The following is a 26737-nucleotide window of genomic DNA, read 5'->3' as shown; positions in this document are numbered from 1 at the left end:
GTTAGCTTTGGCTCAAGGCAGTCCTTAGAGAGCTGATGAGTGGTTTTATCTCAGAGCCATTTACAGTCCTCATATCGAGCAAAAGTGCATTCTCCTTGATTCTTCCTATAACAGGCGGATTACATTTTCTTAGTCTTTCTTCTAATTTGTTTGGTGTAAGGACTCTCGTGCTTATCGAGACCACATATGTCTTAAGATTAACCTCGGGAAGTGCACCTCCGCCTGCTTGCGAGAAGTCCTCCATGACATCTATATCCGCATCCTTTATATATCTTTTGAGCATTCCTGAAACCTTTTTTGCCCTTTCCTTTATGGAGGAAGGAGGCTCAATCAGCATCCTCAGGCACGGGATGTTCCTTTTTGCCTTATCCTCATCCATATATTCCATGAGCGTTGCCTCAAGCGCAGAAAGAGTAAGCTTGTCTATTCTCAGTGCCCTCAGAAGTGGGTTCTTCTCTATCCTCGCTATGTAGTCCTTCTTGCCAACGATAATGCCTGCCTGTGGCCCACCGAGGAGTTTATCTCCGCTAAATGTCACAATGTCTGCACCCTTTGACAATGCATCTGCCACAATCGGCTCTCCTTGTATTCCGTATGGCGTTAAATCGATGAGACATCCGCTTCCCATGTCATACATCACAGGTAATCCATGTTTCTTCCCAAGCAGGGAAAGTGCCTCTATGGGCACATCCTCTGTAAAGCCCGTTATCCTATAGTTTGACTGATGCACCTTGAGTATGAGGGCTGTGTCTTTGCCTACTGCATTTTCATAATCGTAAAGATGGGTTTTGTTTGTTGTTCCTACTTCCTTTAAGACTGCACTACTTGCCTGCATGACATCGGGGATTCTAAAGGAGCCTCCGATTTCCACAAGCTCGCCTCTTGAGACTATCACCTCTTTACCCTTTGCAAGGCTTGAAAGGCAAACGAGAACTGCGCCTGCATTGTTGTTTACTACAATTCCGTCTTCTGCGCCAGTTGTGTCTCTTAAAAGTCTTTTTATGTGGCTATAGCGTTTTCCCCTACTGCCTGTTTTAAGCTCATATTCGAGGTTTGAATACCTTGAGGCAGTTTCCAAAATATGCTGGATTGAACTTTTAGAAAGTATAGCCCTGCCTAAATTAGTGTGTATGACTATGCCTGTTGCATTGATAAGGGGCATAAGGCTGTAAGAGGATAACTGCTCTATAAGGGAATTTATTTCAGGCGATAGTGTCTCCATATCTAAGGATGAGACTGTCTCGCCTGAAAGGATAAGCCTTCTTTTTCTGTCGATGAGCTCTCTTACCGATTCAAGGACAAACCTTCTCGGATAAGCCTTAAGCCACTTCTCGCCATAGGGGCTTTTTAATACCTCATCAACAGAAGGAAGTTTTTTTAGGGCTTCTTTCTTAGCCATGCCTCAGAGCCTGCCTGACCTGATTATGGATATTATAAGCCATATGCCGAGGAAGGATGCAAAGCCAAATGCAAGAAACCCTAATATGGACATGCCGTATATCTTTGGACCAACGCCAGTTGCATGCATTATTGCAGAGCTGACGATAATTGAGCTTATAATCATTGCAAAGGCAATCCTGTTAGAAGAGCGGTCCATGTCCTTTATGAATTGCTCAAGTCCTATATGTGTGAGCTTCATATGGAAGTCGTCCCTCAGGAGCTTCCTTGTGAGCTTTTTCATCTGCTTTGGGAAAAGAAAAATAAACTCGCCTGCCTCTGATATGTTTTTGCTTAGATTGCGGTATAGCCTTAATGGGCTTAGTCTTTTTCTTGCAAGCTTAGAGGCATAAGGCTCGGCAGAAGAGATAAAGTCAAAGTCAGGGTCAAGCTGAACCCCAAGGTTTTCCAGTATGAGCATTGCCTTGTTGATAAGCAGAAGGTCAGAAGGTATCTTCATATTGTGCTTCATTGCAAGATGTATTATAGTGCCAAGGTATTCGCTAAAGTTAATCTCACCGAGTGTCATTCCGTAGATAGGCTCGAGGAAGTCCGTGAGGTCTGCCTTAAACTCCTTTCTGAAGACATCTATATCTATATCCTCGGATACCAATCCAAGCTCTATATACTGGTCTATCAGCTTATCGAAGTCCTTGTTTATAAGGGCAAGAAATGTATGAGCCATTGTTTCTTTCAGCTCATCCGAGACCCTGCCAACTATGCCAAAGTCCATGAAGCCTATTCTGCCATCTGGCATGGCAAAGATGTTTCCCGGATGAGGGTCTGCATGGAAAAAGCCATCCTCTAATATCATCTTGAAATAAGCATCTACACCCAGTTTGGCAAGCCTCTTTCTGTCAAGGCATAATGCCTCTATGCCTGCTATATCGTCAATCCTCACGCCCTCTATCCTCTCGAGGACTAAAACCTTTTCTGTTAGAAACTCGGTGTATGCCTTCGGGATGCATATATCCGGGTTACTCTCGAAATTCCTCCTGAAACGATTACAGTTTCTTGCCTCTTCCCTGAAATCTAATTCCCTTCTTACTGTTTTTGAAAACTCCTGAACTATTCCAGATGGATTAAAAAACCTACTTTCAGGAATATATTTCTCCATCATATTTGAAAGCGTTGTGAGCATGCTGATGTCGGTTTCGAGTTGTTCTTTGATGGCAGGTCTCTGGACCTTCACCACAACCTTCTGTCCATTAAGGAGTGTTGCATGATGCACCTGCGCAATAGATGCCGCGGCTGTAGGAACAGGATGAAAATCCAAGAATACACCTTCGATTGGCATTTTAATCTCCTCTGAGATAATCCTTATTGCCTCTTCCTCTGAAAACGGAGGAACCTCGTCCTGAAGCTTCTTGAACTCATCTGCGTATCGGGCTGTAATCAGGTCTGGCCTTGCCGAAAGAAGCTGGGCAAGTTTTATAAAAGATGGTCCTAATTCGGCAAATGCCATCCTCAGTCTTTCGGGGACAGTGGGTCCCTTCAGGACAGGCCACTGACCAAATGTCTTTAGCCTCTTTCTAAAAGGTATATACCTGCCTAAGTGAATCTGGTCTATAATCCTGCCAAAGCCATGCCTCAGAAAGACATTGATTATCTGTTGGAGTCTTCTTGCCGTCTTATATGTTCTCGTTAGTCTATGGAAGTTCAACTACTGCCTTTCTTCTATCTTTTTAACCCTCTCTGAAAGTGTCGTGAGCTTTTCGGAGAGCTTGTCAATATCATCCTTTTTTGGAAGATTCAATTTTTCCATTGCCTTTGTAACTGCATCCGAGATGCTTTTGCTAAGCTCTGTTGTGCTTTTCTCTGCCTGAGATGTCCATTCCTTCACGAGCTTTGCGCCCTGAGACTCACTGAGCTCACCTTTTTTTATGAACTCTTCTATCAAGTCCTTGACCTTTTCTTGTGCGCCAACGCCTGCAAGCAATGCCTTTCTTACGACATCGAATACTGCCATATAAGCCTCCTTTCAGGTTTTATCGAGATTTTCCATGATAAGAGTATAATACCTCTCAACACAGTTGTCAAAAGGTCTTGTATCGCTCTCCTTTTTTTATATGTTCATTCTTTAGCTCTGTTTTCAGGGATTTTCTCTTTTAATTCAATAGTTTTATCATCTTTTTGAGTGTTCAAGCGTTCATTCTACTTTTCCCTTCCTAAGTTTAGTTTACTGGGGAGGGGGGGTGTCTTCATAACCCATTGACTTTTAAAGATTCCCATGTTTACTTGTTTACTTTTCCTTTACTTTTGCTTTACTCTTTCTATTAAGAGGGGTATGTGTAATCCTTTTTCATATTTATCCTTCCCTATAAACTATAGTTAGATAATAAACTATTGAAATCTATTTGTCGAGTAAAAAATGAACTATGGTTTTCATTTCCCTCTCCCCTTGCGGGAGAGGGCTAGGGTTTGGGGTGAAACCCCAAATTAACAAAAATCCATGACCTGAATAAGTTCAGATAATCAGGGAAACCTAAATCTGCCGATAGGATTAAAAAAACCTTACCCCTCTACGGAACTGAGAGGCTTCTTAGGTTAGAGATAATCTTACGAGCCTATTTTCAGCCGGCGGCGCATTTCTTCCGTGGAAATCCCAACCTTCAATTTTCTCCTTGTGCGCGAGCGCTCGATTAGGGCAAGAAATCGCGGATTATTGCTTAAAGAGACAGTCTCCATGTCAGCATTCTTGATGCCTACCAAAACAGCTACAGGCTTGCCTTCAGAAGTAACCACTAATGGCTCTTTCTTTACCTTTTCTGCGTACTCCGCAAGCGGTTTAGCTTTTGCTGCTTCGACAGTCCTCATAGTTTTATCACCTCTTTTCCAATTTTAACATTATTCCTTTCTTTGACGCCAACTGCCAAGATATAAACAGCATACTCGCCCTCATCAACATCATAATAAACTCTAAGGCTCCTGATACGAAGTTCCCACGGAGCTATCGGATTTGGCCTCATGAGTTTCCGGTTCATGGTCTCCACAGCAGGCTGGTATTGCAGTTGTTTTTCTACGGTGTCCAACACAATCACCTGCTGACGCCTCGTTAGTGCCTGTAAATGCCCTTCTGTTTCTGGAGAGTATCCTATGCGATATTTCATAGTGACCTATTAAAAAAGTCTTTCATTATTTGCTTATACTCTAAACAAATCAGAATAATATCTTAAAAGCAGACCCCTAAAATTCATATCTCATCTGGAAATAGGCATTGTCGTTTTTCTTAAGCCCTCCCCATCGTCCCTTCATATTGCCTTCAAAGATATTTCCACCTAAGGATGCCCCGAGGTTATCGGTAAATTTATATTTTACTTCAGGGTTAAGCATCCAGTCGGCATCAGAGGGGCTATAAAAGGTAAAAAGAGAAAGTGTCAGATTCTGGTGCATGAGAAGCCTTGTGAGCCTTACTGTTATAAGCTCATAGAGTTTGTCTTCCTTGGACATACTAAAGGGCAGGTTTTTTTCATATTCCGAATACCTGTGCATATACTCCATGTAGAATTGAAGCCCAATGTTAAAGTCCTCCATAAGCTGTCTTTTATAAGATGTAATCAGCCTGCTTGTGGAATTAGGTAAGGATGGATTAGCTCCAGCCCTGTCGTCTTTTGAGTCATAATATCCTGCCTCCAGCCCAAGTATGCCTTCTCCTATAGAGCCTTCGATGCTTCCGCCAAATACAGAGAGCTCAGGATAAAAAAATCCTCCTCCTGATTGCATAGAAGGTGCCCTGAAAAAACCCTTATAAATATAAACCGATGTGTCAAAACCACTGAGGCTACGATATGCCCTCAGGCTAAACTCAGTGTTGTCAAAGGTTACTGCTGGCTCATCGCCTTTAATGTCCGAAGAGGAGTGAAACCTCTCTCCTCTCGGATAGGTATTAGGCTCAAAAAACGGGATTAGCACTAATTCAAAGTTCATAGCAGATGGATAAAGACCTAATTTTACTCCATCAACGGCTTTCTTTAGATATTCTATGGGTCTTCCTGAATAGAATGCCTCGTAATCTTTAGGGAAGACATCGTTTATGAAAAGCATGTCTCCAATACCCCATGTGATGACCTGTCTTCCTGCTCTAATGTCCCATTTACTGGCAGTGTAATCCGCATACCCCTCTCTGAGCTCAACACCTGCTTCATCATCTATATGGTCATAGAAGGCATCTGCCTTGAGGAAGAGCCTGAACAGCTCCTTATCCACATCGAGCTTTAACTGCACCCTTTCTTCTGCCCATTTGAAATCACCTCCATCTGGATTTTCCCTGTCCGTATTAACAGAGTAGTTTCCCTGTATGAAGCCATGAATGGAGACATCTCCTCCGTATGCAGTGTTCAGCATTAGAAGTATTAACGAAACAGTGATTAATAGTTCTTTCTTGCAAGCATGCATACGAACCCAGCTCCTTTGGAAAGATTATTTATCGCTGTTTCCTCAGATGGGCTTTCAGATGGCGGATTCATTCAATCCATTTCTTAGGAGGCTTTCTCAGGTATCTCTCCGAAAAAAGGCTGTCCTCGATGCCAATGTCATAGTCCACCTTCAAATAAGCGACCGTCGTCGTATGTCCGCTCTGAAGGTTCTTCATCGTCCTTTTTGTGACCGTTGGGAATCCCTTTATATCCTTTATCTCATCAGCAGTGAAGACCTTGTAAAGTTCTCCTTTTCTGTCATAATATTCTTCCTTGACAGGAAGGTAGCTTGCCTTGTCAACCCATGAGAGCTTATAGCTATAATCCACATCAGCAGTCTTAGGAGTGCTCTTTATTACATAACAGTTCTTGTCACCAAGCTTTTCTTCCTTTACAAGTGCATGAGTATCGTCCTCTATATCCCTTCCTGAGATATCCTCGTATGTAAAGTCAGAGCCCACAAAGCTTGAGAGTTTGTCCTGTGCGGCTATTCTTCTTACCATATTAATCGAAGGCACAAAAAGCCACCTGTCATCGTCTTTCTTTGGATATTTGTAGACCATGAATGTCATGTCTTTGACATCAGCAGGCTGAAAAAAGTACATGAAATATTTCTGCTCTTCGCCTGGCTCTCCGTAGTTTTTCCTGAGCATCGTGAGTTCCCTTGTCCTTTCCTGACCACCTTTACTTATGAGCTTCATCATCACACGAGCCTTGAAATCCTTCCCTGCATATAGGAATGCAGCCTGAGATTTTTTCATCATCTCTTCGGCGCTTAGGGCAAATGAACTGGAAGATATGAATAGAACTGCCAATACCGCTATTACCGATGAAAAGATTCTCATCTTAGACCTCCTTTAAAAAGCCAACTCTGCATCAATGTAATCAGGGCTGGCAGATAGATTATCGTCATTAATGCACTGAAGAGCATCATACTTACGATGAATGCCCCTACTGTGATATAAGGCGTAAGAGGGGCAAAAAGCATCACAGCGAATGAGGCGGCAAAAAGAATAGCATTCCTCATAATCCCCTTGCCCGGTCGTGCGGCAGTCCAAAGAAGTGCATCGCTCAGAGATTCCCCTGATGCCTCATTCAGCCTCTGCCTGAGCCTGCTTACAAAATGTATAGCGAAGTCCACTGCCATGCCAAGCGATAGACAGCTTAATACAGAGATAGGCATGTCAAAGTCTTTACCGATAAAGCCGACAACTCCATATATAAGAAGGATTGTAAAAAGAAGTGGCATGTAGCCAACAATCGCCCATTTTATCGAACGGAAGTTAAAGGCAAGGATGACAAAAACTACAATAAGTGCAATGATGAAGCCCTTGAGCATGTCAAAAAGAACCGCATTGTTCCATACGAGATTGAAATAGGCGATGCCTGAAGGCTTAAATTCCATAATGACAGGATGCGACTTTTTGTATTCTTCTACTGCCTTTATCACATCCCTCATTGCCTGAGCATCCCATGTCTTGAGCTGAACCCATATATTTGCCTTCTGAAATGGATAGTCTACAACATTATCCAGATCAGAGGGCTTTGCAGACATCGAAAATAGGAATAGATACTGGCCAATCGTCTCTTTTGTCTCAGGAACGGTGTCGTATCTCGGGTCGTCGTCATGAAGGACACGGTTGATTCGTTTAACATAATCTGAAACAGAGGTCGTCTTTCCAACAACATGGAGTTTTTCAAGATGCCTCTGAAGGTTTTCTATGTAACGCATTGCCTCAGGGGTTTTGATATAGTCGTCTTTCTCTGAGATTGCAACAACATAACCGAGGGATGTCCCTCCGAGTGCCTGATTCATAACCCTATCGGCAGTGCGCACCTCAGAATCCTTCTTGAACCACTCCACCATATTGTTATTGACAACTGTTTTCGTTATGCCGAAGATTGCAGTTACAAAAAGCAAAAGACCGATAGTAACAGTCATCTTTGGCTTATGCGTGCCGAATCCAGCAAGTTTTCTCAGAAACTGTGAGCCCTTGCTTATGCCGATGTCTTCTGCATGAGAGATTTTAGCAATCTTTTCTTCTTTAACAAAGGTAAACATGGCAGGTATGAAGCTGAAGCTCAAGAGCCTTAAAACTATTGTTCCAAATGCCACAAGCCCGCCAAAGACCTTAACAGGAATGATGTGCATGAACATCAAGACAGCAAAGCCTACTGCAGTTGCGAGGGCAGTGTATCTTACAGGCCGACCTACTGCTTGCATTGTCTCAATTATTGCGGTTTTTTTGTTTCTTGTCTCTCTGAAGCGGAAGTAAAACTCGTTAAATATGTGCATGCTGTCCGTAGCTATTGCCATCAGGAATACAGGTGCCATGGAGCTCATAATATGAATTGGAAATCCAAGTCCAATAAGAAGTCCCATGCTCCAGACGATGCTCACCATGGCATCCATCATCAGGGTGATGGAAAGAAATAGGTCCCTAAACATGAGATACCTGACAAAAAGCATGACCATTCCAGCAATTGGTGCAAAGATAGCCATGAGCTTGAACATCTCTGCTCCGAATGTGTCTCTTGAAACAGGGTCCCCTGCAACATAGTATTTTTCGTCCCCCTCTTGTTTCTTTACTATCTCTCTTATCCTGTCTGCTATTTCTTTTCCATTTGCGCCTTCCTCAAGAGGGACATATATTGCGGTGGTTTTTCCGTCCTCTGAGATAATCCTATTGATAAAAAGTGGATTTTCGTAGAGCATCTTTCTAAGGGCATGTATCTCCTCGTCGGTTCGGGGAGTCTCTGTCATAAGGGGAGCTACCCTTAAAACCCCTTTCTCTGCTGATACATTCGTAATAGTGGTAAAACTGTTTACATCCCTTGCCGCAACACCTTTGATTTTCAATATCTCATCGGTGAGCCTTTTAATCTTTCCGAGTGTACCTTTATTAAGAATACCTTTGTCGTTAACTATTCCAAGTACGAGCATGTCTTCGTAAAGGCCGAAGGTTTTCTCTACACCGTCATTCCATACCCTCACATCTGAAGTGGCAGGAAGCATGTTTTTGGGGTTCGTATCCGTCTTTATCTTCGGGAACTGGGTCATGAAGATTAAAGATATAGCGATAGTCAGGACAACGATTAGTTTTGGATGCTCTACAGAGAATTTAACTAAAGAATGTTTCCTCAAGGGTTCCTCCTGAAAAAGTTAGTAAGAATTATTAGCAGTATAGCACTGATTACCCTTCTAAGCAATCTTTCCTGTATAAAGGCAGGGGCTGAGCCCCTGCCCTTTATTTACACCTCCTGAAACAGCAACCCCTGAATTAATACCCCCCTGCTTCACCCTGTTCCTTCTTAGGTTTTGTTGGCTTTTTAGCAGGTGCCTTTGTTTTAACTGGGATTTTACTTCTTTTCCCTATATCAACATCTCCAGGTATGACCTCTGCAACCATTTTCATCTCCTCCACAGGCAGGCTCAGGTCACTCCCCCAGACAATCCAACTATCGTGATATATGGCTGGGTCATTGAATCCTAACAACCTAAGCACGAAGTAAGAAAGAGAGATTCGGTTTGCTATGTAGCAATAAAGGACAGTCCTCTTGTCTTTGTTTAGAGACTGGTAGAGCCTCGCAAGCTGGTATGTGGGTCTGAGCTTGGCTGTATTTGGGTCAATGAACTGAAAATAGTGCGGGACATTGAGTTTCGTGTTTGGTATACGACCCATTCTTCTTACCTTACCCTCAAGAAAGTGTTTTGGTGGTGATTGGTGTTCACCCAGATATTCATCCATTGTCCTGTTATCAACGAGCTGTGCATCTTCTTCTTTCTGAGCTATCTTCAGCACTTCCTCTGTGGTTGCAAGCCTGTTTCTTTGGACATCTGCTTTGAATTGAGTGGGTGGCAGTTTGTTTGCCTTCTGCTCGATGGGCTTGCCTTCTGCCTTCCATGCACCGATACCGCCGTCAAGCACCCGGACATCCTTATGCCCCATATATTCCATATACCAGAATGGCACAAAGACATAGCCTGCGAATTGACCGTAATACCTTCCTTTGCTGGTCTCTCCGGGGTCTTCCCTCTGGTCATAGAAGAGGATGGTCTTATCCATGCTGATTCCAACCTTGCTCAACTTTTTCTCAAGCTCTCCTACATCTCCAAGTTTGAGGTCTTCAATCATCCCTATCCCTTCTACTACAAGGTCATCTCTAAAGAAGTCATTACAGGTCTCACCAAGGTGTATTGCAGTTGGTATGTGCCCCTCGTCGTATAGGTCTTTTGGACGGCAGTCAACGACAGTCCATTTCCCTAAGTTCTTCTCCATGTCCGCAGGTTGCACTAAAAGGTGTAGGTTTGCTCCTTTTAATGCCAGTTTTTCTTCATCTGGAGAGGCAGGCGTATCCACATACTCAATCATAGGTGTTCTTGGACTGATTGTGCCGCCATATCCGCCTGCCTCAGGCTTTTTCTCCTTTGCCCCTTCTGGAATGCCTGACTGGCTGTATACCACAAGGAAGCCGAGGATAACAACAACAACCCCTACAATTAATCCTTTCTTCATATTTGCCTCCTTTAGCAACTGGGATAATACTACATGTTATAATCGGATAAAAATTTACTTATCACCTCCTTTATCTGAATATTCAAAGATATGAATATACTTTCGAAAAAAATATATATTCACGACCGGAATCTCCTTACCAGTTTCCCCCCTTTTTCAAGCTGTTCCAAAAGAACTTCCCGCATCATCCCGCATGCCGTAATTATCTTTGGGTTTGCTATGCTGTAGTAGATGTTAAGACCTTCTCTCCGTGCAATAATCAGCCCTTTTGAGCGCAAAACAGATAGGTGTTGCGATGCATTTGCCTTTCGAATCCCAAGCCGCTCTGCCAGTTCCGTAACATTTAGCTCCCCATTGGAGAGGGCTTCTATAATCTCAAGCCTTTTGGGATTCCCCAATGTCTTGCATATGTCTGCCTGATAGGTGAATATGAGTTTTTTCATTTTTTTCATAGCTTCTAATATTAGAATATAGAGATATAGACCTCCTTTCAAGAGGTTTTAGCATATTTCTTCTAAAAGGTCAAGTTCATATCAGCCCGAATAACTACTTCTTTATAGTATCTTGTAGGGTCTGCAATCTTGACGCCATCTACAAGGTCAGAAGGTGTCATCTCAAACAACGATGTATTCAAGGGACATGCAAGCACTGTTGCACCCTCGGCTATGAGCATTATGAACATGTCCTCTACAGAGGGCAGTTCCATCTCCTCCATCTTCTTCATAACTCTATCGCTCACCTCTTTTGGGGCATCAGGCATACACTTAAGCTCTTTTACCTTGTCCTTATGGATTGCATTTACTCCCCTTGAGCCAAAGAATATTGTAACCTCAGAGCCTTCCCTTAGAAGGCTTAATGCAGTCATAAGGGCATTAAAGACCTGGCATAGCTCGTCATGAAAGCACATTATCGAGACTTTTTTTCTTATCTTCTCTCCCATAGCTCACCTCCATCTGCATGGCATCATGGCCAGTTCGGGATGCCATGTCTCATCTTGAAAAGGAAATACTTCTCGAACCATACCTTTAGCCACTTAGCCCATTTGGCTTTTTTAAGTATTATCTCCTGCCTTGGCGAAAGAAGCGGTTTTGCCCTCATGTATGCCGCTGTCTCACCCATATCCATAAGACATATGACATCCATCTCGTATGGGGCAACATAGCCCTTATCAGTGATTTCAGAGGCTATGGCTTTTGCGGCAGTAAGCGCCATTTTCACTGTCATGTAACCTGTTTTTGGAACACCAGTTGGGATGGGAGTTGGCTCTGGAGGTGCTATGGCAACTGCAACGCCAATACAGAAGATGTTCTTGTGAGTTTTGTGTCTCATGGTATCGTCAACAGGGATAAATCCACGGGGGTTTCCTAAATGAGTTACAGCAGGCACACCCTTCATGGGAGGTGCAAACATGCTGAGTTTATACGGTATCTTTGTTCCGTCTTTTAGCCTTACCTCTGATTGTGTGAACTCTTCCACTGCCTGATTCGAAAGCACCCTTATGTCTTTCCACGCAAACTCATCCTCGAGCCAGCTCTTCGATGCTCCGAAACCTCCTATGCCGAAATGCCCGATATATGGCTCAGAGGTTATGAAATATATAGGTGACTTATGTCTGAGCTTTCTTTTTCTGAGTTCTGCATCAGCTTCGAAAGCATATTCATACGGAGGTCCAAAACAGCTTACTCCCTGAACAGAGCCTACTGCTATTGGCCCTGGAGCCTCAAGAAACCTATCCCATGCCTTTTTTGCCCTTTCAGCCTGAGAGATCGTGAATATGCACTCTGTATGTCCCTTTTTAGGTCCAAGTCCAGGAACCTCTTCGAAGGCAAGATAAGGTCCTGTGGCTATAACGAGATAGTCATAGGTCAGCTCTTTAGATGCAGTAATAACCTTAGAGGAGTCGGCATCGACTCCCTTTGCCTCCTCATGAATAAATGCGATGCCTTTTCTTTCTAAGATAGGTTTAATGGAAAGCGTTATGTCTTCTGCCTTTCGCCATCCAAAACTGAGCCATGGAAGCGAAGGTATGAAGACGAATCTATCGGAGTCCGAAACAACCGTTATATCTGCTTTGTCTCCAAGAAGCCTCTTAAGCTCATATGCGGATGTAAGTCCTCCAAATGAGCCTCCAAGTATTACTATTTTTGCCATGTTATCTCCCCGGGGTCTTAGAGCCCCTAAAAAGCGCCTACTACCTTATTGTTTTCTGCCATTATCTCTATGAGCTCATCATAGCTTAGGGTCTTTATGCCCTTTTCTGTCTCTGTGATACCCCTTAGCAATATATCCTCATCGAGAGCATATATTGTTCCGCAGAAGCCCTCTAAACGCTCTTTTTCCGCAAAATAAACTGCATTTTGCATAAGCACGAGGTCTCCTGCCATATCCCTTGCGAGCTTGACTGCCCTTTTGCCATCAGCTGTATCTGGTGCACTTTTAATCAGTACGAGCATAATACCTCCTCATTTTAGAAAATCAAAGAGACATCTGCCTCTTTGATGAGCCCTGCTATTTCAGAGCTATTGATGATTCTTACGCCTTCCACAAGGTCTTCTGGCTCAAGATGTTGCTCCCTAAGAGAGGGCTTATCCACATAGACTCCAACACCCATATCAGTGCAGTCCTTTAGAGTTTCGGCAAGGTTTGTAAAGCCTGTGTCTCCGACATCCTGAGTTTTCTTTGCAAGAAGCACACCTCCATCCACCATTATGAGCACGGTGATAAGCTCATCTGAAACAGCACCAAGTGCATGTCTGACTGCCTCTGCCGAATTAATGTCACCGTAAGGCTGTTTTCTTGAGATTATTGCGATTTTCTTCATATATCCTCCATCCCTCTTAACCCCTTAATTTGTGAGGTTGAGCCATGTATCCGTTTCACCCATTGTCTTAAACAAGCCTTTAAGGGTGCCAACATCTGTGCCTTCGAGGTAGTCGTCTTTCGCTGCACGGCGAAAATTCAGGCATCCACCTCAGAGAAAGACTTTCAAGCCCCTTTCAATGAGCGATGAGAACTCCTCAGAGGCATTTTTTATGCCTTTTGCCTTCTGTCCCTTTAGGAAGCAGTAAACTCCGTCTCCTGATGCTATAAGATTGACTGTGTGACCTCCCTTAAGTGCCGAGTCAGAAATGCGTAAGGCAGTAAGTGTGTTTTCCGATGCATAGGGAGATGTCCCTAAGAGAATCGTAAATGTCTTTGCCATAAGACCTCCTTCCTGCTTTATATGCAAATATAACAATATTTGCATATATTGTCACGGAAAATTATAACCTGTCTTTTATTTGTCCTTTTGGAATTGTTTATTTAACCATCCTAATGGTATATCCACATTGAAATAAAAAACCTCTGTCTTGCCTGTTTTCGGGTTTGTTGCCTCTATACGGTCATAACTATGGCCACCTGAGACTATCAGGCTTTGGATTTTTTTCTCAAGGCCTAAGACATCAAGAATCACATATTCCTCTTTTATGCTGATTACCTGATATGCAGACTCAGGAGACCTGCCCTGTCCTGAGTCAAAGATGGAGTCAAGAAGCCCTTTTACGACAAAGTCGTGGAAATCGGATTTTCCCGAATCCCCTATTGCACGGTAAGAGATGCTTAAGACGATATGGGCAGGAATGTTAACATAACTGCTCTCTAATATGGACAGGGCATTTTTAATAGCTTCCTTATATTGTTTGCTATTCAAGGCATTAAACATTGCCATTGTTTCACTGGTATTTTCATTATAAGGGTCATACTCAGATGTCTCTGTGTAGGAAAGCCTTAGCGCCTTAAAATCAACCGAGCGGTCAAAACTCTTTACCTTATCAAGCAGGGTGTAATAGGATTTATCCTCGGCAATTGCCTCTTTGCCGAATGGGCTAAATGCTATGGATAGCAGGGTTAAGATAACGAAAGGAGTTTTATAGTTCATCTTGCCACCTCCTTAATTTACCCAATTATCTCACTTTCTAAGGTTTTAGGCAAGAGATGTATGGGTTCAACACATATGAGACAGTTATATCCCCCTCACCCTCGCCCTCTCCCGCAAGGGGAGAGGGTAATTAAAAGGAGTAAAGACCTGTCCTGTAAGGAAAAATGCGATTTGCTTTACCCCTCCCTTGACGGGAGGGGTTAGGGGAGGGTCTCATATGTATCTGAACTTATTCAAGATGAAGTATCCCCTTGCATAAGGAAAATGGGATTGTATGTTATAATCTAATCCCGATGCTTCTGGATTAGATTGGAGGGGCAATGCCCAAAAAGGCTTTTATCACAGGCATAACAGGACAGGACGGAGCATATCTTTCTAAGCTTCTTCTTGAAAAAGGCTACCGTGTTTATGGGGCATTCAGAAGGACATCTGACCTTCATGTGAACAGGTTAAAATTCTTAGGCATAGAAGACCAGATAGAGTTTCTTCCCCTCGAGCTTCTTGAGTTCACAAACATTCATCGGGCAATAGAAAAGGTGAAGCCTGATGAGATATACAATCTCGGTGCACAGAGCTTTGTTGCACTTTCATTTGAAGAGCCTGTATTCACGGCAGATGTAACTGCCATTGGTCCTCTCAGGGTTCTTGAGGCAATAAGGGCTGTAAATCCAAAGATAAGGTTCTATCAGGCATCGTCCTCTGAAATGTTTGGGAAGGTAAGAGAAACACCCCAGAACGAAAAGACCCCGTTTTATCCAAGAAGCCCTTATGCGGCATCAAAGCTTTTTGCACACTGGATGACAGTCAATTACAGGGAATCCTATGGCATGTTTGCCTGCTCAGGAATACTCTTTAATCACGAATCCCCTTTGAGGGGACTGGAGTTTGTTACAAGAAAGATAACTAATACCGTAGCAAAGATTAAGCATGGTTTAAAGGACTGCCTTATGCTTGGAAATTTAGATTCCAAGCGGGACTGGGGCTATGCACCCGAGTATGTGACTGCTATGTGGCTCATGCTCAAGCAGTCTAAGCCCGATGATTATGTTATAGCCACAGGTGAGCCCCATAGCGTAAGGGAGTTTGTCGAGACTGCATTTAAAGTGGCAGGTTTTGACATAGGATGGTCGGGAAAAGGCATAAAGGAAAAGGGCATAGATAAGAAAACAGGGCATACCCTCGTTAAGATAGACCCACAGTTTTTTAGACCTGCTGAGGTCGATGTTCTCAAGGGAGATTACTCAAAGGCAAAGAAAAAACTTGGATGGTCTCCAAAGACAACATTCAGGGAGCTTGTGAGCATAATGGTCAGACACGATTTAAACCTCATATCAAAGGGTTAAACCACTTTAATCTGGAATCTTAAATGGGCTTGCCCTTATAATACGGTTTAGCTTAAGAGGACTTCCTGTTAGCTCAAAAACAGCCATGCCTTTTGCTTCCTTAACTTTACCGTTAATGCTCCAGCTTGCCTGCCATGAGATATTGAGATAAACTGCCTCTGCCTTTATCTCAACCAGTCTCGGTGTGAATGAAAGCGAAACGCCTTTGAATTCCGCGAGGTCCTTTTTAATGTCATTATAGCCTTGCTCGGTAGCGTAGTCTTTAAGCCCTTCAAAATCCTTTCCTTCATATAGAGACCTTAAAGAATCTGCAAGCCCAAATGCCTCCTGAGCTATCAGGGAGTCCTCTGAAGGAGGCTTAACCGCCTCCTTTTCGCAGGATGAAAGGAGAAGGATAATGCCTGATATAAGCAGGATTTTCTTCACGGATTCTATTATACTATAAATAATAATCTATGCACCTTCTTCATTTCTATAGAACACCCGGGTTTTCTGAGGCTAAGAAAAACGCACTGCTTTACGCCTTGAGGCAGAAGGTCTCCCCTGACATTCAGGACATAGAGGCAGAGTATTGTTTCAATATAGAGCTTACAGAGCCGTTAACCAAAGACGAGCTTGATACCCTCATGTGGCTTCTTTCGGAGACATTCGAGCCCGAGGGCTTCGGGGAATTGCCGTTTCTTAAAGATGGGGTTATAGAAGTAGGCCCGAGGTTGAGCTTTCAGACTGCATGGTCTACGAATGCAGTTTCTATCTGTCATGCAGTTGGCATTAAAAAAGTCAATCGCATAGAGCGCTCAAGGAGATACATCTTTAAAGGTGTAATCACGGAGTCTGCTATTAAAGATGTGCTTTTTACGCTTCATGACAAGATGACAGAATGCCCTTATCCCCAGAGCCTAATGACCTTTGAAACAGGGCTCAAGCCCGAGCCTGTATTTAGAGTTCCGCTTATAGAGAAGGGTATATCTGCCCTTAAAGAGATAAACATCCAGATGGGTCTTGGTCTCGATGAATGGGACATGGATTATTACTACAGACTGTTTGTCAAGGAAATGGAAAGAAACCCAACTAATGTCGAATGCTTTGACTTAGGACAGTCAAACAGCGAGCACTCAAGACACTGGTTCTTTAAGGGGAAATTGGTAATCGATGGAAAAGAGATTCCCCAGAGCCTTATGGAAATCGTCAGGGCGCCTTACGAGGCAAGCCCGGGTAATAGTGTCATAGCCTTCAAGGATAACTCAAGCTCCATCAGAGGGTATGAGATAAAGACAATCCTGCCTGAGTATCCGGGAAGACCATCGAGGTTTATCTCAAAGGATGTCGGATACAACATCATATTTACTGCAGAGACACATAATTTCCCATCTGGTGTTGCCCCATTTCCCGGCGCAGAGACAGGAACAGGTGGAAGAATCAGGGATGTTCAGGCAGTTGGAAGGGGAGGCATTACAGTTGCAGGCACAACAGGCTATTGCGTTGGAAACCTCCTTATACCCGGGTATGAACTGCCATGGGAAGATAAGGGGTTTCTTTATCCATCCAATCTTGCAAGCCCTCTTGAGATAGAGATAGAGGCAAGTAATGGTGCATCGGATTATGGAAATAAATTCGGAGAGCCTGTAATACAGGGTTTTACAAGGTCATTCGGAATGTCTGTAAATACATCGGAAAGAAGGGAGTGGCTCAAGCCAATAATGTTTACAGGCGGAATAGGACAGATGGATGAAAGGCATACGGAGAAATGCCCTCCTGAAAAGGGGATGCTCATTGTAAAAGTAGGAGGTCCTGCATATAGAATCGGCGTGGGCGGAGGTGCGGCATCGAGCATGATTCAGGGAGAAAATGTAGAGGAGCTTGACTTCAATGCAGTCCAGCGAGGAGATGCAGAGATGGAGCAAAAGCTAAACAGGGTCATAAGGGCATGCGTTGAGATGGGAATGGATAATCCCATAATAAGCATTCATGACCAAGGGGCAGGGGGAAACTCAAATGTCCTTAAAGAGCTCATATATCCAGAGGGCGCAAGGATAGACCTTAGAAACATTCAGATTGGGGATAAAACCCTCTCGACCCTCGAGATATGGAGTGCTGAATATCAAGAGCAGAATGCACTTCTTATAAAGCCCGAAAACGCAGAAATGTTTAAAGGGCTTTGTAGTAGGGAAAATGTCCCAGTTTCATTCGTAGGCGAGATAACAGGTAGTGGAAGGGTTACTCTTTATGACAGCCATGATGGCTCAACCCCAGTGGACTTGGACCTCAAAAAGGTCTTAGGTGAGATGCCAAGAAAGACATTTAGTATAACCCGCATTCCCAAGACACTTAAGCCTCTTAGACTTTTAGAGGGACTAAATGTAAAAGATAGCCTCAAAAGGGTTTTACGGCTTTTATCCGTTGGCTCAAAGAGGTTTCTTACGAGCAAGGTCGATAGGTCCGTAACAGGACTTATAGCAAGACAGCAGTGTGCAGGTCCATTAGGGCTTACTGTGTCGGATGTGGCAGTCATTAGCCAAAGCCATTTTGGTCTGACTGGTGCGGCAATATCGATAGGAGAACAACCAATAAAGGGTCTGATAAGCCCCTCTGGAATGGCACGCATGTCCGTTGCCGAGGCACTGACGAACATGGTTTGGGCAAAGATAACACGGCTTGAGGATATAAGATGCTCTGCTAATTGGATGTGGCCTGCAAAACTACCGGGCGAAGGTGCGCTCATTTATGATGCCTCTATGGCAATGAGAGACATAATGCTTGAGCTTGGAATTGCAGTTGACGGAGGTAAAGACAGTCTCTCTATGGCAGCGGTTTTACCCCAAACAGGCGAGGTAGTTAAATCCCCTCCAACGCTTGTCATATCTGCATATGCGACCATGCCTGACATAACAAAGGTCATTACACCTGACATTAAGATGCCCAATAGCAGACTGCTTTACATAGACCTGGGAGATGAAAGAAAAAGACTCGGCGGAAGTGCCCTCGCACAGGTATTTGGACAAATTGGCAATGAATCCCCTGACATAGAAGATGCCTTGCTCCTTAAAAGGGCTTTTGATGCAATTCAGAGCCTAATCTCCAAAGACCTTCTCCTTTCAGGACATGACATTAGCGATGGAGGTCTAATTGTAACAGTGCTCGAGATGGCATTTTCAGGCAATAAGGGCATTGATATTAATATCGGAGATGTCTCTGACCCATCAGCATTTCTTTTTGCCGAAGAGGCAGGACTTATCATTGAGTATATGCCTGAGGATGAAAACAAGATAGAGGCTCTCTTAGATACCTCGAATGTGAAGTTTAAGGTTATCGGAGAAAGCACACTTAGCAATAGGATTAGGGTTATGGCAAGCGGCAATACCCTCCTCGATGAGGATATGCCTTCGTTAAGAGCTATCTGGGAGGAAACAAGCTATCAGCTTGACAGGCTTCAGACAAACCCTGAGTGCATAGAAGAAGAAAAGAAAAATATATATGAAAGGCAAGCACCTGAATATGTTCTCACATTTTACCCACAAATCTCGGCTCTAAAGGAGAAATCTATAATGCCAAATGTGGCAATCGTCAGGCAGGAAGGAAGTAATGGAGACAGGGAGATGGCATCTGCCTTTTATATGGCAGGGTTTAATACATACGATGTCACAATGACAGACCTGATAGAGGAAAGAATAAGTCTTAAGGAGATGAGGGGCATTGCATTCGTTGGAGGCTTTAGCTTTGCAGATGTGCTTGACTCGGCAAAGGGCTGGGCAGGAAGCATCAGGTTCAATAAAAGGCTTAAAGAAGAGTTCGAGGGTTTTTATGAAAGGCAAGATACATTCAGCCTTGGTGTGTGTAATGGCTGTCAGCTTATGGCACTTTTGGGCTGGTTGTCCGAGGCAGGCTTAGATGGTAAAAAACAGCCTCGTTTTATACAGAATAAATCAGGAAGATTCGAATCGAGGTTCTCGACAGTAAAAATACTTCAAAGCCAATCGATTATGCTTAAGGGAATGGAAGGCTCTGTCTTAGGCATATGGGTTTCGCATGGTGAGGGCAGGGCATATTTCCCGGACAAAGGGGTTTATAAGAGGGTCATGGATATGGGACTTTCACCAATAAGATATGTGGATGACAAAGGAAACCCTACAGAGGCATATCCTTTTAATCCAAATGGCTCTTTAGAGGGCATAGCCGCATTATGTAGTCCTGATGGAAGACACCTTGCCATGATGCCTCATCCTGAAAGGACATTTCTTAATTGGCAGTGGCAGTGGATGCCCCTCGAATGGAAAAAAACCCTTAAGGAATCGCCATGGCTAAAGCTTTTTCAGAATGCAAGGAGCTGGTGCACTAAAGTATAAATCCCATCCTCATCTATTCCATATCTTCTTTTAAGCTCTGCCTGTGTTCCATGCTCTACAAACTCATCCGGTATGCCGAGGGTTTTTACCTTGACATTTTCCATGCCTGCCTCATTCAGACACTCAAGCACCGCACTTCCAAACCCTCCCTGAAGGACATTGTCCTCAACCGTTATAATCCTTCCTGTAAGAGTAGCCGCATAGATAATGAGTTTTTTATCCAGAGGCTTTATGAACCTCATATTGATAACCATTACATCTATACCCTCGGATTGGAGTCTCTTTGATGCGGAAAGTGCCGATGTAACAGTGCCTCCAATTGAAAGAAGGGCTATGTCTTTACCTTCCTTGAGGATTTCGCCTTCACCGATACCAAACGATGTAGATGAAGAGATTTCCTCTGCCTTTGCTCTTGGATACCGAATTACAGAGGGGCCATTATGTTTAAGGCTAAGCTCAAGCATTGCCCTGAGCTCATCTTTATCCTTTGGGGACATGACTATGAGATTGGGTATATGCCTTAGAAAGGATATATCGAAAACCCCGTGGTGTGTTGGGCCGTCTTGTCCAACTATGCCTGCCCTGTCAATGGCAAATATAACAGGTAAGTTTTGAAGACATACATCGTGTATTATCTCGTCATATGCCCTCTGGATAAAGGTTGAGTATATGGCAACAACAGGTCTTAAGCCCCCTATTGCAAGACCTGCTGAAAATGTCACTGCATGGGGCTCTGCAATGCCCACATCGTAAAACCTGTCTGGGTATTTATCGGCAAACGGTCCAAGCCCTGTGGCATCCTTCATTGCAGCTGATACGGCAACTATCTTAGGGTCAGACCCAGCAAGCTCAAGCAGTGCCTGTCCGAATATATCGCTATATGTAACGGCGCCTGATAGAGGAAAGCCTGTCTCTGGCTCAAATGGCCCTATGCCATGAAACTGCTCAGGGTCTTTCTCGGAATGCTCATAGCCCTTGCCCTTCTTTGTTATCACATGGATTAACGAAAGGGTCTTTTGATTCTTAATCTTTCTGAATGTCTCTATGAGAAGCGGAATGTTATGACCATCTATCGGACCTACATAATTAAAGCCTAATTCTTCGAAGAGCGCCCCTGGAAGGAAAAGCCCTTTTAATGACTCCTCAATCCTCTGGGCAAATTTCGAGAAATGGCTACCAAACCGTGGGATGCTTTCTATAAGGCTTTTTGTGTCTTTCTTAAACCTCCGATAAAGGTCGCCTGTGAGAATTCTGTTTAGATATCCAGAGAGCGCACCAACATTTCTCGATATAGACATCTCGTTGTCGTTAAGCACTACTATGAGGTCTTTCTTAAGATGCCCTGCATGGTTAAGTCCCTCAAAGGCTAACCCTGCTGTCATAGCACCATCTCCTATGACCGAGATAACCTTAAAATCCTCGCCTTTTATGTCCCTCGCCTCTATCATCCCGGTTCCTGCTGATATGGATGTTGAGCTATGACCTGTGCCAAACGCATCATAAGGGCTTTCGCTTACCTTCGGAAACCCGGATATTCCGCTTAGCTTTCTAAGGGTGTGAAACCTTTCATATCTTCCTGTAAGGAGCTTATGGGCATAGGATTGATGTCCCACATCCCAGATGAGCTTGTCTTTAGGAGAATCAAAGACATAATGAAGTGCTATAGAAAGCTCTATAACCCCAAGGTTTGAGGCAAGATGCCCGCCTGAAAAAGACACTGCCTTTATTATTGTCTCTCTGAGTTCCTCTGCAAGGAGGCTGAGTTGGTCGATAGTAAGTCTTTTCAGATCATCAGGGGATTTTATATATTCAATCAATTTTTTCTCACCAGAATGTATCTTGCTATCTCCCTCAGAGGCTCTGCCTTTCTGTCTAAATCTTTAATGGCATGAACTGCTGAGCCTATAAGGCTATGTGCCTTGCTTTCGGATTTCTCGATGCCATAAAGGGTTGGATATGTCATCTTCTTTTTTCTTATATCAGAGCCTGTGGTTTTGCCCATTTGTTCCGTAGAGCCTTTAATATCAAGTATATCATCTACTATCTGAAAGGCAAGTCCGAGGTTTCGGGCATATACTGTTAGGCAGTTCAGTTTAGGCTTAGAGGCATTTCCAAGTATTGCGCCCAGCCTTACGGATGCAGTTATGAGAGAGGCTGTCTTATACATGTGAATAAAGGAAAGGGTCTTTGGCTCAGGCATAGAGCCTTCTGACAGGATGTCTTCTGCCTGACCAGAAACCATGCCTTTTATACCTGCATAACATGAAACCTCATTGACTGCCCGAAGATGTGCAGTGCCTTTTATTTTTTTTGTAGGTGTTGAAAGTATGGTAAATGCCTCTGTAAGAAGGGCATCTCCTGCAAGTATTGCAATTGCCTCTCCAAACACCTTGTGATTTGTTGGCTTTCCCCTTCTCAGGTCGTCATTGTCCATGGAAGGAAGGTCATCATGTATGAGGGAATATGTGTGTATGAACTCTAATGCCGATGCATAAGGAATTATGTCTTTCGGGTCTTTTCCACATGCCTCATAAGAGGCAAGTGCAAGTATGGGTCTTAGCCTTTTTCCTCCTGCAAGAAGGGAATAACGCATTGATTCCCTCAGGATTAAAGGCTTAAATGGCTTTCTGAAATAAGACCTTAAGAAGGAGTCAATAAGGGATTTTTTTTCGTTAAGATAGGGCTTTATATCAAATGTCTTTTTCATTGGATTATACCTTTAAGCAACCTAACTGTCTTTCCAACATCCTCTACATTCTCATATATCTTCTTTATCGGCTTTAACTCGGTGGCAGGGTAATAAAAGATTATATCCTGAATTAAATCCTCAAGAAGATTTATTGAGAATAACGCATACCTCGTCTCATTTAAAGGGCTTTCGCTTAATGATGACCTATAGGAGCCATCTCCATTGTAATACATTTTAACTTTAGCAAGTAATCCCTTAGTACTATCAACTAATCGGGTGAGTTCGTTTTGTTTCAACTCAATCTTAGAATAAAGAAAGTCAATACAGTAAGTGATTTTAGATACATCCTCCAGCGAGATATTGTCGCTAATGTAACTTAAAAGATAAATAAGCCAGAGATTGGCATTCTGAGGAATCTTACTTAGATTATCTAAGATAAAGCAAACCTTGAAGAAGCTATCTAAGTCCTTAGGTATAATTTTAATGACTTTATTTTCATCCACTACGCCCTGAAGAAGATGCGAAAGTTTCTCTTTATGTATGTCGACTAATTTATGCTGAAAGTTAAGAATAAAATTTTTAGCATCTATCAGTTGGCAGAGCTTTTCTAAAGTAAAGTCTGGCTTAAGCACTCTTTCAAACCTGTCTTTTGAAATCCTAAATGCATAAGTTCTCCATGCCTCAACCATTCCATACTCACCGTTCTTGACAATCCATTCAGGTTTAAATATTGCGTATTTTTGTAGTGGCTTATGAATATAAGCAAAGAATTTATTCTCTATAGGCTCTTGTTTACCACCCTTCTTTTTAGCAACCTTAGATATCTTGAAATCATAAAATTCTAAATCTGCTTTTTCAGCATACTGAAACTCAAATTCTATCTTGCTGCCATTTACCTCTGCAATAAAGTCAGGCTCTCTTGAAACACCACCCTTCCTTAAAAACCATAAAAACCTATCACCACCTGACTTATAAACCAGCACCTTCTTTTTAGGATATAATCCTTTAATTTTACCTTCTAACCATTCAAGCACCTCTAATTCGGCAATTGCCTTTTTCTTCATGTCTCTGCGATATTCTAAATAGGTGCGGGATTTTATATCGCTGGATTGGGCGTATATCGTCTTCGCATCCAATTTCATTTATATCAACCTTGTTTGATAGTTTCTTAGATTCCTTACTGCCTCAGAAGCAATCTCAGGGTTAATCTCATACCCTACACCATTCCTTTTTAAATCAGCTGCAGCTATCAGAGTCGTCCCGGAACCCATAAAAGGGTCAAAAACCGTTTCTCCAATATAGCTAAATGCCTTTACCAGTCTAAATGGAAGCTCATAAGGAAATGGTGCGATATGATTTCTCCTGTCTCCGCTTCCTTGTGGTTTCATAACCCATACATCACTCTTTTTGATTTCTATCCAGAATCCCTTGTCAAGTTTGGACTGCTCTTTCTGCTCTTTAGTAAGATGTCCATATTTACTAAATCCTTTCTTTTCAGGCTTATTAAACTCCAATATGAATTCATGCATATTGTTGATTAAAATCCCTCCTGGATAAGGATATGTTCCAAAATGTGCCCTCACAGCATTGGTTTTATGCCATATAATATCACGCTTAAAAATAAAGCCTATTTTTTCGCACAGGTCTATGGTTCTTCCAGCCAGATTTAATGTCCTAAAACCATGTCTTTCTCTTATCGGTAAATTCATTATATTTATAAAGGCTTTTCTACCCGGTTGCAAAACCCTGAAAACCTCGCTCCAAACCGCGCCGATCTTCTCAAACCACTCTTCTATATCATGAATATCACTTAAGTCTCCATCAATATGCTCTTTAGAATACATCTTGGTATTAAAATAAGGAGGCGAAGTTATCATTAGATGAATTGACTCGGACTTTAGAGCCTCCATTTTCATAGAATTCTTTATAAATATTCTTTGAACCGTTTCATTAATATTTAATTCTGAAAACTTATCAACTATGGGTTTTCTTTTTGAAGGGACTATTAATGTCAAAGTGAGTTTTTTTAAGTCTTTTAGGTCAAATCGCATCTGTCCGCTTACAGCAATCTTTGCCTTAATGATGCCTTTACGAACTAAGTTATGAATACCGCTAACGGATGTATGTAAATAAGTGGCAGCTTCAATAGCAGAAAGATAACTCCTATCTCTGTAATCCTTTGCTTCTATAGCATCAGTAGCTGAAGACTTCTTTGAGTAAAGCCATTTATCATGGTTCTTTCCATAAGCCTCGGCGTCTTCAGCTATCCCCGTAATAGACTTTATTCTTAGACCTTTAATAGTTTTAGGATTCTTTCTACTCTTTTTTGTCACTACCTTCACTCCCACTCAATCGTGCTTGGGGGCTTTGAGGATATGTCAAAGACAACCCTGTTTATCCCCCTTACTTCGTTTATAATCCTATTTGAGATCTTCCCCAAAATATCGTAAGGAAGTTTTGCCCAGTCAGCAGTCATTCCATCAACAGAATTAACTGCCCTGAGAGCTATGACATTCTCATAAGTCCTTTCATCACCCATCACACCAACGCTCTTTACAGGAAGGAGAACTGCAAATGCCTGCCACAATTCTTGATAAAGCCCTGCCCTTTTAATCTCCTCAAGAACTATAGAGTCTGCCTTCCTAAGAATATCAAGCCTCGGTTTTGTAACATCTCCTATGATCCTTATAGCAAGCCCTGGACCCGGGAAGGGATGCCTCTTCAGTATCTCATCAGGCATACCAAGCTCCTTGCCCAAAACCCTTACCTCGTCTTTAAAAAGCTCCCTCAGGGGCTCTATTAATTTAAGCCTCATTCTTTTAAGAAGCCCTCCTACATTATGATGGCTCTTAATGGTAGCAGAGGGTCCTTTGAATGAGACAGACTCTATGACATCAGGATAAAGGGTTCCCTGTGCAAGAAATGAAACACCCTTGAGCTTTCTTGCCTCTTCCTCGAAGACACGGATGAATTCATTGCCAATAATCTTTCTTTTTCTTTCGGGGTCAGTGATTCCCTTAAGCTTTCTCAAGAATCTTTCTTCGGCATCAACACACTGTATCTTCATATGAAAGTTCTTTCTCAGGGTAGTTTCCACTTTTTTAGCCTCTCCTTCCCTCAGGAGACCATTGTCAACGAATATACATGTAAGGTTATCTCCTATTGCCTCATGCACTAAAACGGCAGTTACAGAGGAATCCACTCCTCCGCTTATTCCACAGATGACATTGCCTTTGCCAACCATCGAACTTATGTCTTCTTTTGCAGTCTCTACGAAGGAGCGCATAGTCCATGTGGGTTTGGCATGGCAGACCTTCATAACAAAGTTCTTCAATATCTGTTTTCCGCTTTCCGTATGAACCACCTCAGGATGAAACTGAAGGGCATAGAGGTTTCTTTTTTTGTCTCCTATTACTGCAATAGGGGAGTTCTCTGTATGTGCAAGTTTTTCGAAGTCATGGGGGAGTTTCTCGATCCTATCGCCATGGCTCATCCACACAGAGGAGGTTTTTTTAATGCCATTAAAAAGCACGGTTGGTTTGTCACTGATAAGCTCTGCCTTTCCGTATTCCCTTCTCTGAGCCTTTGCCACCTTACCTTTAAGCATATGTGCCATAATCTGCATTCCATAGCAGATTCCAAGGATAGGGATGCCGAGCTTAAAGACCGCCATATCGAGCATAGGAGCATCTCTGTCATATACGCTTGAGGGCCCTCCTGAAAGCACGATGCCGAGGGGTTCAAATTCCCTTATCCTCTTTAGAGGTGCATTAAAAGGCATTATCTCGGAATAAACGCTTAATTCCCTGATTCTTCTTGCTATGAGCTGTGTATACTGAGAGCCAAAATCCAATACCAGAATCCTGTCTTTTTGCATATTGAATTATAAAGGATTGATGGGTTAAATGTCTAAACCCTACTGAATAAGTTCAGATACATGTGAGACTGAATGCGTCAATTAAATCACCCTCCCCTAACCCCTCCCATCAAGGGTGGGGTCGATAAAGCAAATCGCATTTTTCCTTACAGGACAGGTTTTTGCTTCCTTTTAATTACCCTCTCCCCTTGCGGGAG

General features: G+C 42.9%; 24 protein-coding genes. 2 read left to right on the top strand and 22 right to left on the bottom strand.

Annotated features, from left to right (window positions below):
* Position 1: 1 nt before the first annotated feature.
* The 16 genes from HY805_10075 to HY805_10000 form a co-directional block, all read right to left on the bottom strand.
* Positions 2–1399, bottom strand: coding sequence for an L-seryl-tRNA(Sec) selenium transferase (locus tag HY805_10075; GenBank protein MBI4824558.1), 1398 nt, complete (start codon positions 1397–1399; stop codon positions 2–4).
* Positions 1400–1402: 3 nt separating this feature from the next.
* The gene (locus HY805_10070) at positions 1403–3100 is read right to left on the bottom strand and encodes an AarF/ABC1/UbiB kinase family protein (GenBank protein ID MBI4824557.1); all 1698 of its coding nucleotides are present in this window, start codon (positions 3098–3100) and stop codon (positions 1403–1405) included.
* Positions 3101–3406 (bottom strand): phasin family protein, encoded by a 306-nt coding sequence (locus tag HY805_10065; GenBank protein ID MBI4824556.1) that lies wholly within the window; start codon positions 3404–3406, stop codon positions 3101–3103.
* Positions 3407–3996: 590 nt separating this feature from the next.
* Complete coding sequence (locus HY805_10060) at positions 3997–4254, bottom strand: type II toxin-antitoxin system prevent-host-death family antitoxin (protein MBI4824555.1); 258 nt, start codon at positions 4252–4254, stop codon at positions 3997–3999.
* Positions 4251–4547, bottom strand: coding sequence for a type II toxin-antitoxin system RelE/ParE family toxin (locus HY805_10055; GenBank protein ID MBI4824554.1), 297 nt, complete (start codon positions 4545–4547; stop codon positions 4251–4253). Before HY805_10055 ends, HY805_10060 begins: the two co-directional genes overlap by 4 nt.
* Positions 4548–4623: 76 nt before the next feature.
* Positions 4624–5832 (bottom strand): hypothetical protein, encoded by a 1209-nt coding sequence (locus tag HY805_10050; GenBank protein ID MBI4824553.1) that lies wholly within the window; start codon positions 5830–5832, stop codon positions 4624–4626.
* A gap of 67 nt (positions 5833–5899) precedes the next feature.
* Complete coding sequence (locus HY805_10045; GenBank protein ID MBI4824552.1) at positions 5900–6697, bottom strand: outer membrane lipoprotein-sorting protein; 798 nt, start codon at positions 6695–6697, stop codon at positions 5900–5902.
* Positions 6694–8997, bottom strand: coding sequence for an MMPL family transporter (locus tag HY805_10040; protein MBI4824551.1), 2304 nt, complete (start codon positions 8995–8997; stop codon positions 6694–6696). The genes HY805_10045 and HY805_10040 overlap by 4 nt, the downstream gene beginning before the upstream one ends.
* A gap of 136 nt (positions 8998–9133) precedes the next feature.
* Positions 9134–10369, bottom strand: coding sequence for a sulfurtransferase (locus HY805_10035; protein ID MBI4824550.1), 1236 nt, complete (start codon positions 10367–10369; stop codon positions 9134–9136).
* A 119-nt stretch (positions 10370–10488) separates the two neighbouring features.
* Positions 10489–10812 (bottom strand): winged helix-turn-helix transcriptional regulator, encoded by a 324-nt coding sequence (locus HY805_10030; protein MBI4824549.1) that lies wholly within the window; start codon positions 10810–10812, stop codon positions 10489–10491.
* A 71-nt stretch (positions 10813–10883) separates the two neighbouring features.
* A complete protein-coding gene (locus tag HY805_10025) occupies positions 10884–11309 on the bottom strand; it encodes a DsrE/DsrF/DrsH-like family protein (GenBank protein ID MBI4824548.1) in 426 nt (141 codons plus the stop codon).
* A 23-nt stretch (positions 11310–11332) separates the two neighbouring features.
* Positions 11333–12520 (bottom strand): NAD(P)/FAD-dependent oxidoreductase, encoded by a 1188-nt coding sequence (locus HY805_10020; protein MBI4824547.1) that lies wholly within the window; start codon positions 12518–12520, stop codon positions 11333–11335.
* Positions 12521–12546: 26 nt separating this feature from the next.
* Positions 12547–12822, bottom strand: a complete 276-nt coding sequence (locus HY805_10015; GenBank protein MBI4824546.1) for a hypothetical protein — start codon at positions 12820–12822, stop codon at positions 12547–12549.
* A gap of 14 nt (positions 12823–12836) precedes the next feature.
* Positions 12837–13190, bottom strand: a complete 354-nt coding sequence (locus HY805_10010) for a DsrE family protein (GenBank protein ID MBI4824545.1) — start codon at positions 13188–13190, stop codon at positions 12837–12839.
* A 150-nt stretch (positions 13191–13340) separates the two neighbouring features.
* Positions 13341–13571 carry a DsrE family protein gene (locus HY805_10005; protein MBI4824544.1) on the bottom strand — a complete coding sequence of 77 codons (231 nt, stop codon included), beginning with the start codon at positions 13569–13571 and terminating at the stop codon, positions 13341–13343.
* Between the two features lie 75 nt (positions 13572–13646).
* Positions 13647–14288 (bottom strand): DUF4919 domain-containing protein, encoded by a 642-nt coding sequence (locus HY805_10000; GenBank protein MBI4824543.1) that lies wholly within the window; start codon positions 14286–14288, stop codon positions 13647–13649.
* 320 nt (positions 14289–14608) lie between these two features.
* Here HY805_10000 and gmd point away from each other — a divergent pair, with 320 nt between their 5' ends.
* Positions 14609–15631 carry a GDP-mannose 4,6-dehydratase gene (gmd, locus tag HY805_09995; protein MBI4824542.1) on the top strand — a complete coding sequence of 341 codons (1023 nt, stop codon included), beginning with the start codon at positions 14609–14611 and terminating at the stop codon, positions 15629–15631.
* Positions 15632–15637: 6 nt separating this feature from the next.
* Here the strand turns inward: gmd and HY805_09990 are convergent, their stop codons facing one another.
* Positions 15638–16057, bottom strand: coding sequence for a hypothetical protein (locus HY805_09990; protein MBI4824541.1), 420 nt, complete (start codon positions 16055–16057; stop codon positions 15638–15640).
* Between the two features lie 29 nt (positions 16058–16086).
* On the opposite strand from HY805_09990, the gene purL reads away from it, so the two are divergent.
* Positions 16087–19974 carry a phosphoribosylformylglycinamidine synthase gene (gene purL / locus HY805_09985; protein ID MBI4824540.1) on the top strand — a complete coding sequence of 1296 codons (3888 nt, stop codon included), beginning with the start codon at positions 16087–16089 and terminating at the stop codon, positions 19972–19974.
* Here purL and HY805_09980 read toward each other — a convergent pair.
* From HY805_09980 to guaA, 5 genes are all read right to left on the bottom strand, one after another.
* The gene (locus HY805_09980; protein MBI4824539.1) at positions 19941–21791 is read right to left on the bottom strand and encodes a 1-deoxy-D-xylulose-5-phosphate synthase; all 1851 of its coding nucleotides are present in this window, start codon (positions 21789–21791) and stop codon (positions 19941–19943) included. The two genes, purL and HY805_09980, sit on opposite strands and share 34 nt — an antisense overlap.
* Positions 21788–22681: a polyprenyl synthetase family protein gene (locus tag HY805_09975; GenBank protein ID MBI4824538.1), complete on the bottom strand. Its 894-nt coding sequence runs from the start codon at positions 22679–22681 to the stop codon at positions 21788–21790. The genes HY805_09980 and HY805_09975 overlap by 4 nt, the downstream gene beginning before the upstream one ends.
* Positions 22678–23805 (bottom strand): hypothetical protein, encoded by a 1128-nt coding sequence (locus tag HY805_09970; protein ID MBI4824537.1) that lies wholly within the window; start codon positions 23803–23805, stop codon positions 22678–22680. Before HY805_09970 ends, HY805_09975 begins: the two co-directional genes overlap by 4 nt.
* The gene (locus tag HY805_09965) at positions 23806–24852 is read right to left on the bottom strand and encodes a site-specific DNA-methyltransferase (protein ID MBI4824536.1); all 1047 of its coding nucleotides are present in this window, start codon (positions 24850–24852) and stop codon (positions 23806–23808) included.
* A gap of 149 nt (positions 24853–25001) precedes the next feature.
* Complete coding sequence (gene guaA, locus HY805_09960) at positions 25002–26540, bottom strand: glutamine-hydrolyzing GMP synthase (protein ID MBI4824535.1); 1539 nt, start codon at positions 26538–26540, stop codon at positions 25002–25004.
* Positions 26541–26737: the final 197 nt, after the last annotated feature.

Source organism: Nitrospirota bacterium (assembly GCA_016207905.1).
Taxonomy (GTDB): domain Bacteria; phylum Nitrospirota; class Thermodesulfovibrionia; order Thermodesulfovibrionales; family JdFR-86; genus JACQZC01.
The sequence above is the reverse complement of the archived record's forward strand: the minus strand, read 5'-3'. Positions and strand labels throughout refer to the sequence as shown.

Coding starts and splice junctions, on each gene's coding strand:
- HY805_10075 (MBI4824558.1), bottom strand. CDS start 1,399: ATGGCTAAGAAAGAAGCCCTAAAAAAACTTCCTTCTGTTGATGAGGTA.
- HY805_10065 (MBI4824556.1), bottom strand. CDS start 3,406: ATGGCAGTATTCGATGTCGTAAGAAAGGCATTGCTTGCAGGCGTTGGC.
- HY805_10060 (MBI4824555.1), bottom strand. CDS start 4,254: ATGAGGACTGTCGAAGCAGCAAAAGCTAAACCGCTTGCGGAGTACGCA.
- HY805_10055 (MBI4824554.1), bottom strand. CDS start 4,547: ATGAAATATCGCATAGGATACTCTCCAGAAACAGAAGGGCATTTACAG.
- HY805_10050 (MBI4824553.1), bottom strand. CDS start 5,832: ATGCATGCTTGCAAGAAAGAACTATTAATCACTGTTTCGTTAATACTT.
- HY805_10045 (MBI4824552.1), bottom strand. CDS start 6,697: ATGAGAATCTTTTCATCGGTAATAGCGGTATTGGCAGTTCTATTCATA.
- HY805_10035 (MBI4824550.1), bottom strand. CDS start 10,369: ATGAAGAAAGGATTAATTGTAGGGGTTGTTGTTGTTATCCTCGGCTTC.
- HY805_10030 (MBI4824549.1), bottom strand. CDS start 10,812: ATGAAAAAACTCATATTCACCTATCAGGCAGACATATGCAAGACATTG.
- HY805_10025 (MBI4824548.1), bottom strand. CDS start 11,309: ATGGGAGAGAAGATAAGAAAAAAAGTCTCGATAATGTGCTTTCATGAC.
- HY805_10020 (MBI4824547.1), bottom strand. CDS start 12,520: ATGGCAAAAATAGTAATACTTGGAGGCTCATTTGGAGGACTTACATCC.
- HY805_10015 (MBI4824546.1), bottom strand. CDS start 12,822: ATGCTCGTACTGATTAAAAGTGCACCAGATACAGCTGATGGCAAAAGG.
- HY805_10010 (MBI4824545.1), bottom strand. CDS start 13,190: ATGAAGAAAATCGCAATAATCTCAAGAAAACAGCCTTACGGTGACATT.
- HY805_10005 (MBI4824544.1), bottom strand. CDS start 13,571: ATGGCAAAGACATTTACGATTCTCTTAGGGACATCTCCCTATGCATCG.
- HY805_10000 (MBI4824543.1), bottom strand. CDS start 14,288: ATGAACTATAAAACTCCTTTCGTTATCTTAACCCTGCTATCCATAGCA.
- gmd (MBI4824542.1), top strand. CDS start 14,609: ATGCCCAAAAAGGCTTTTATCACAGGCATAACAGGACAGGACGGAGCA.
- purL (MBI4824540.1), top strand. CDS start 16,087: ATGCACCTTCTTCATTTCTATAGAACACCCGGGTTTTCTGAGGCTAAG.
- HY805_09975 (MBI4824538.1), bottom strand. CDS start 22,681: ATGAAAAAGACATTTGATATAAAGCCCTATCTTAACGAAAAAAAATCC.
- HY805_09970 (MBI4824537.1), bottom strand. CDS start 23,805: ATGAAATTGGATGCGAAGACGATATACGCCCAATCCAGCGATATAAAA.
- guaA (MBI4824535.1), bottom strand. CDS start 26,540: ATGCAAAAAGACAGGATTCTGGTATTGGATTTTGGCTCTCAGTATACA.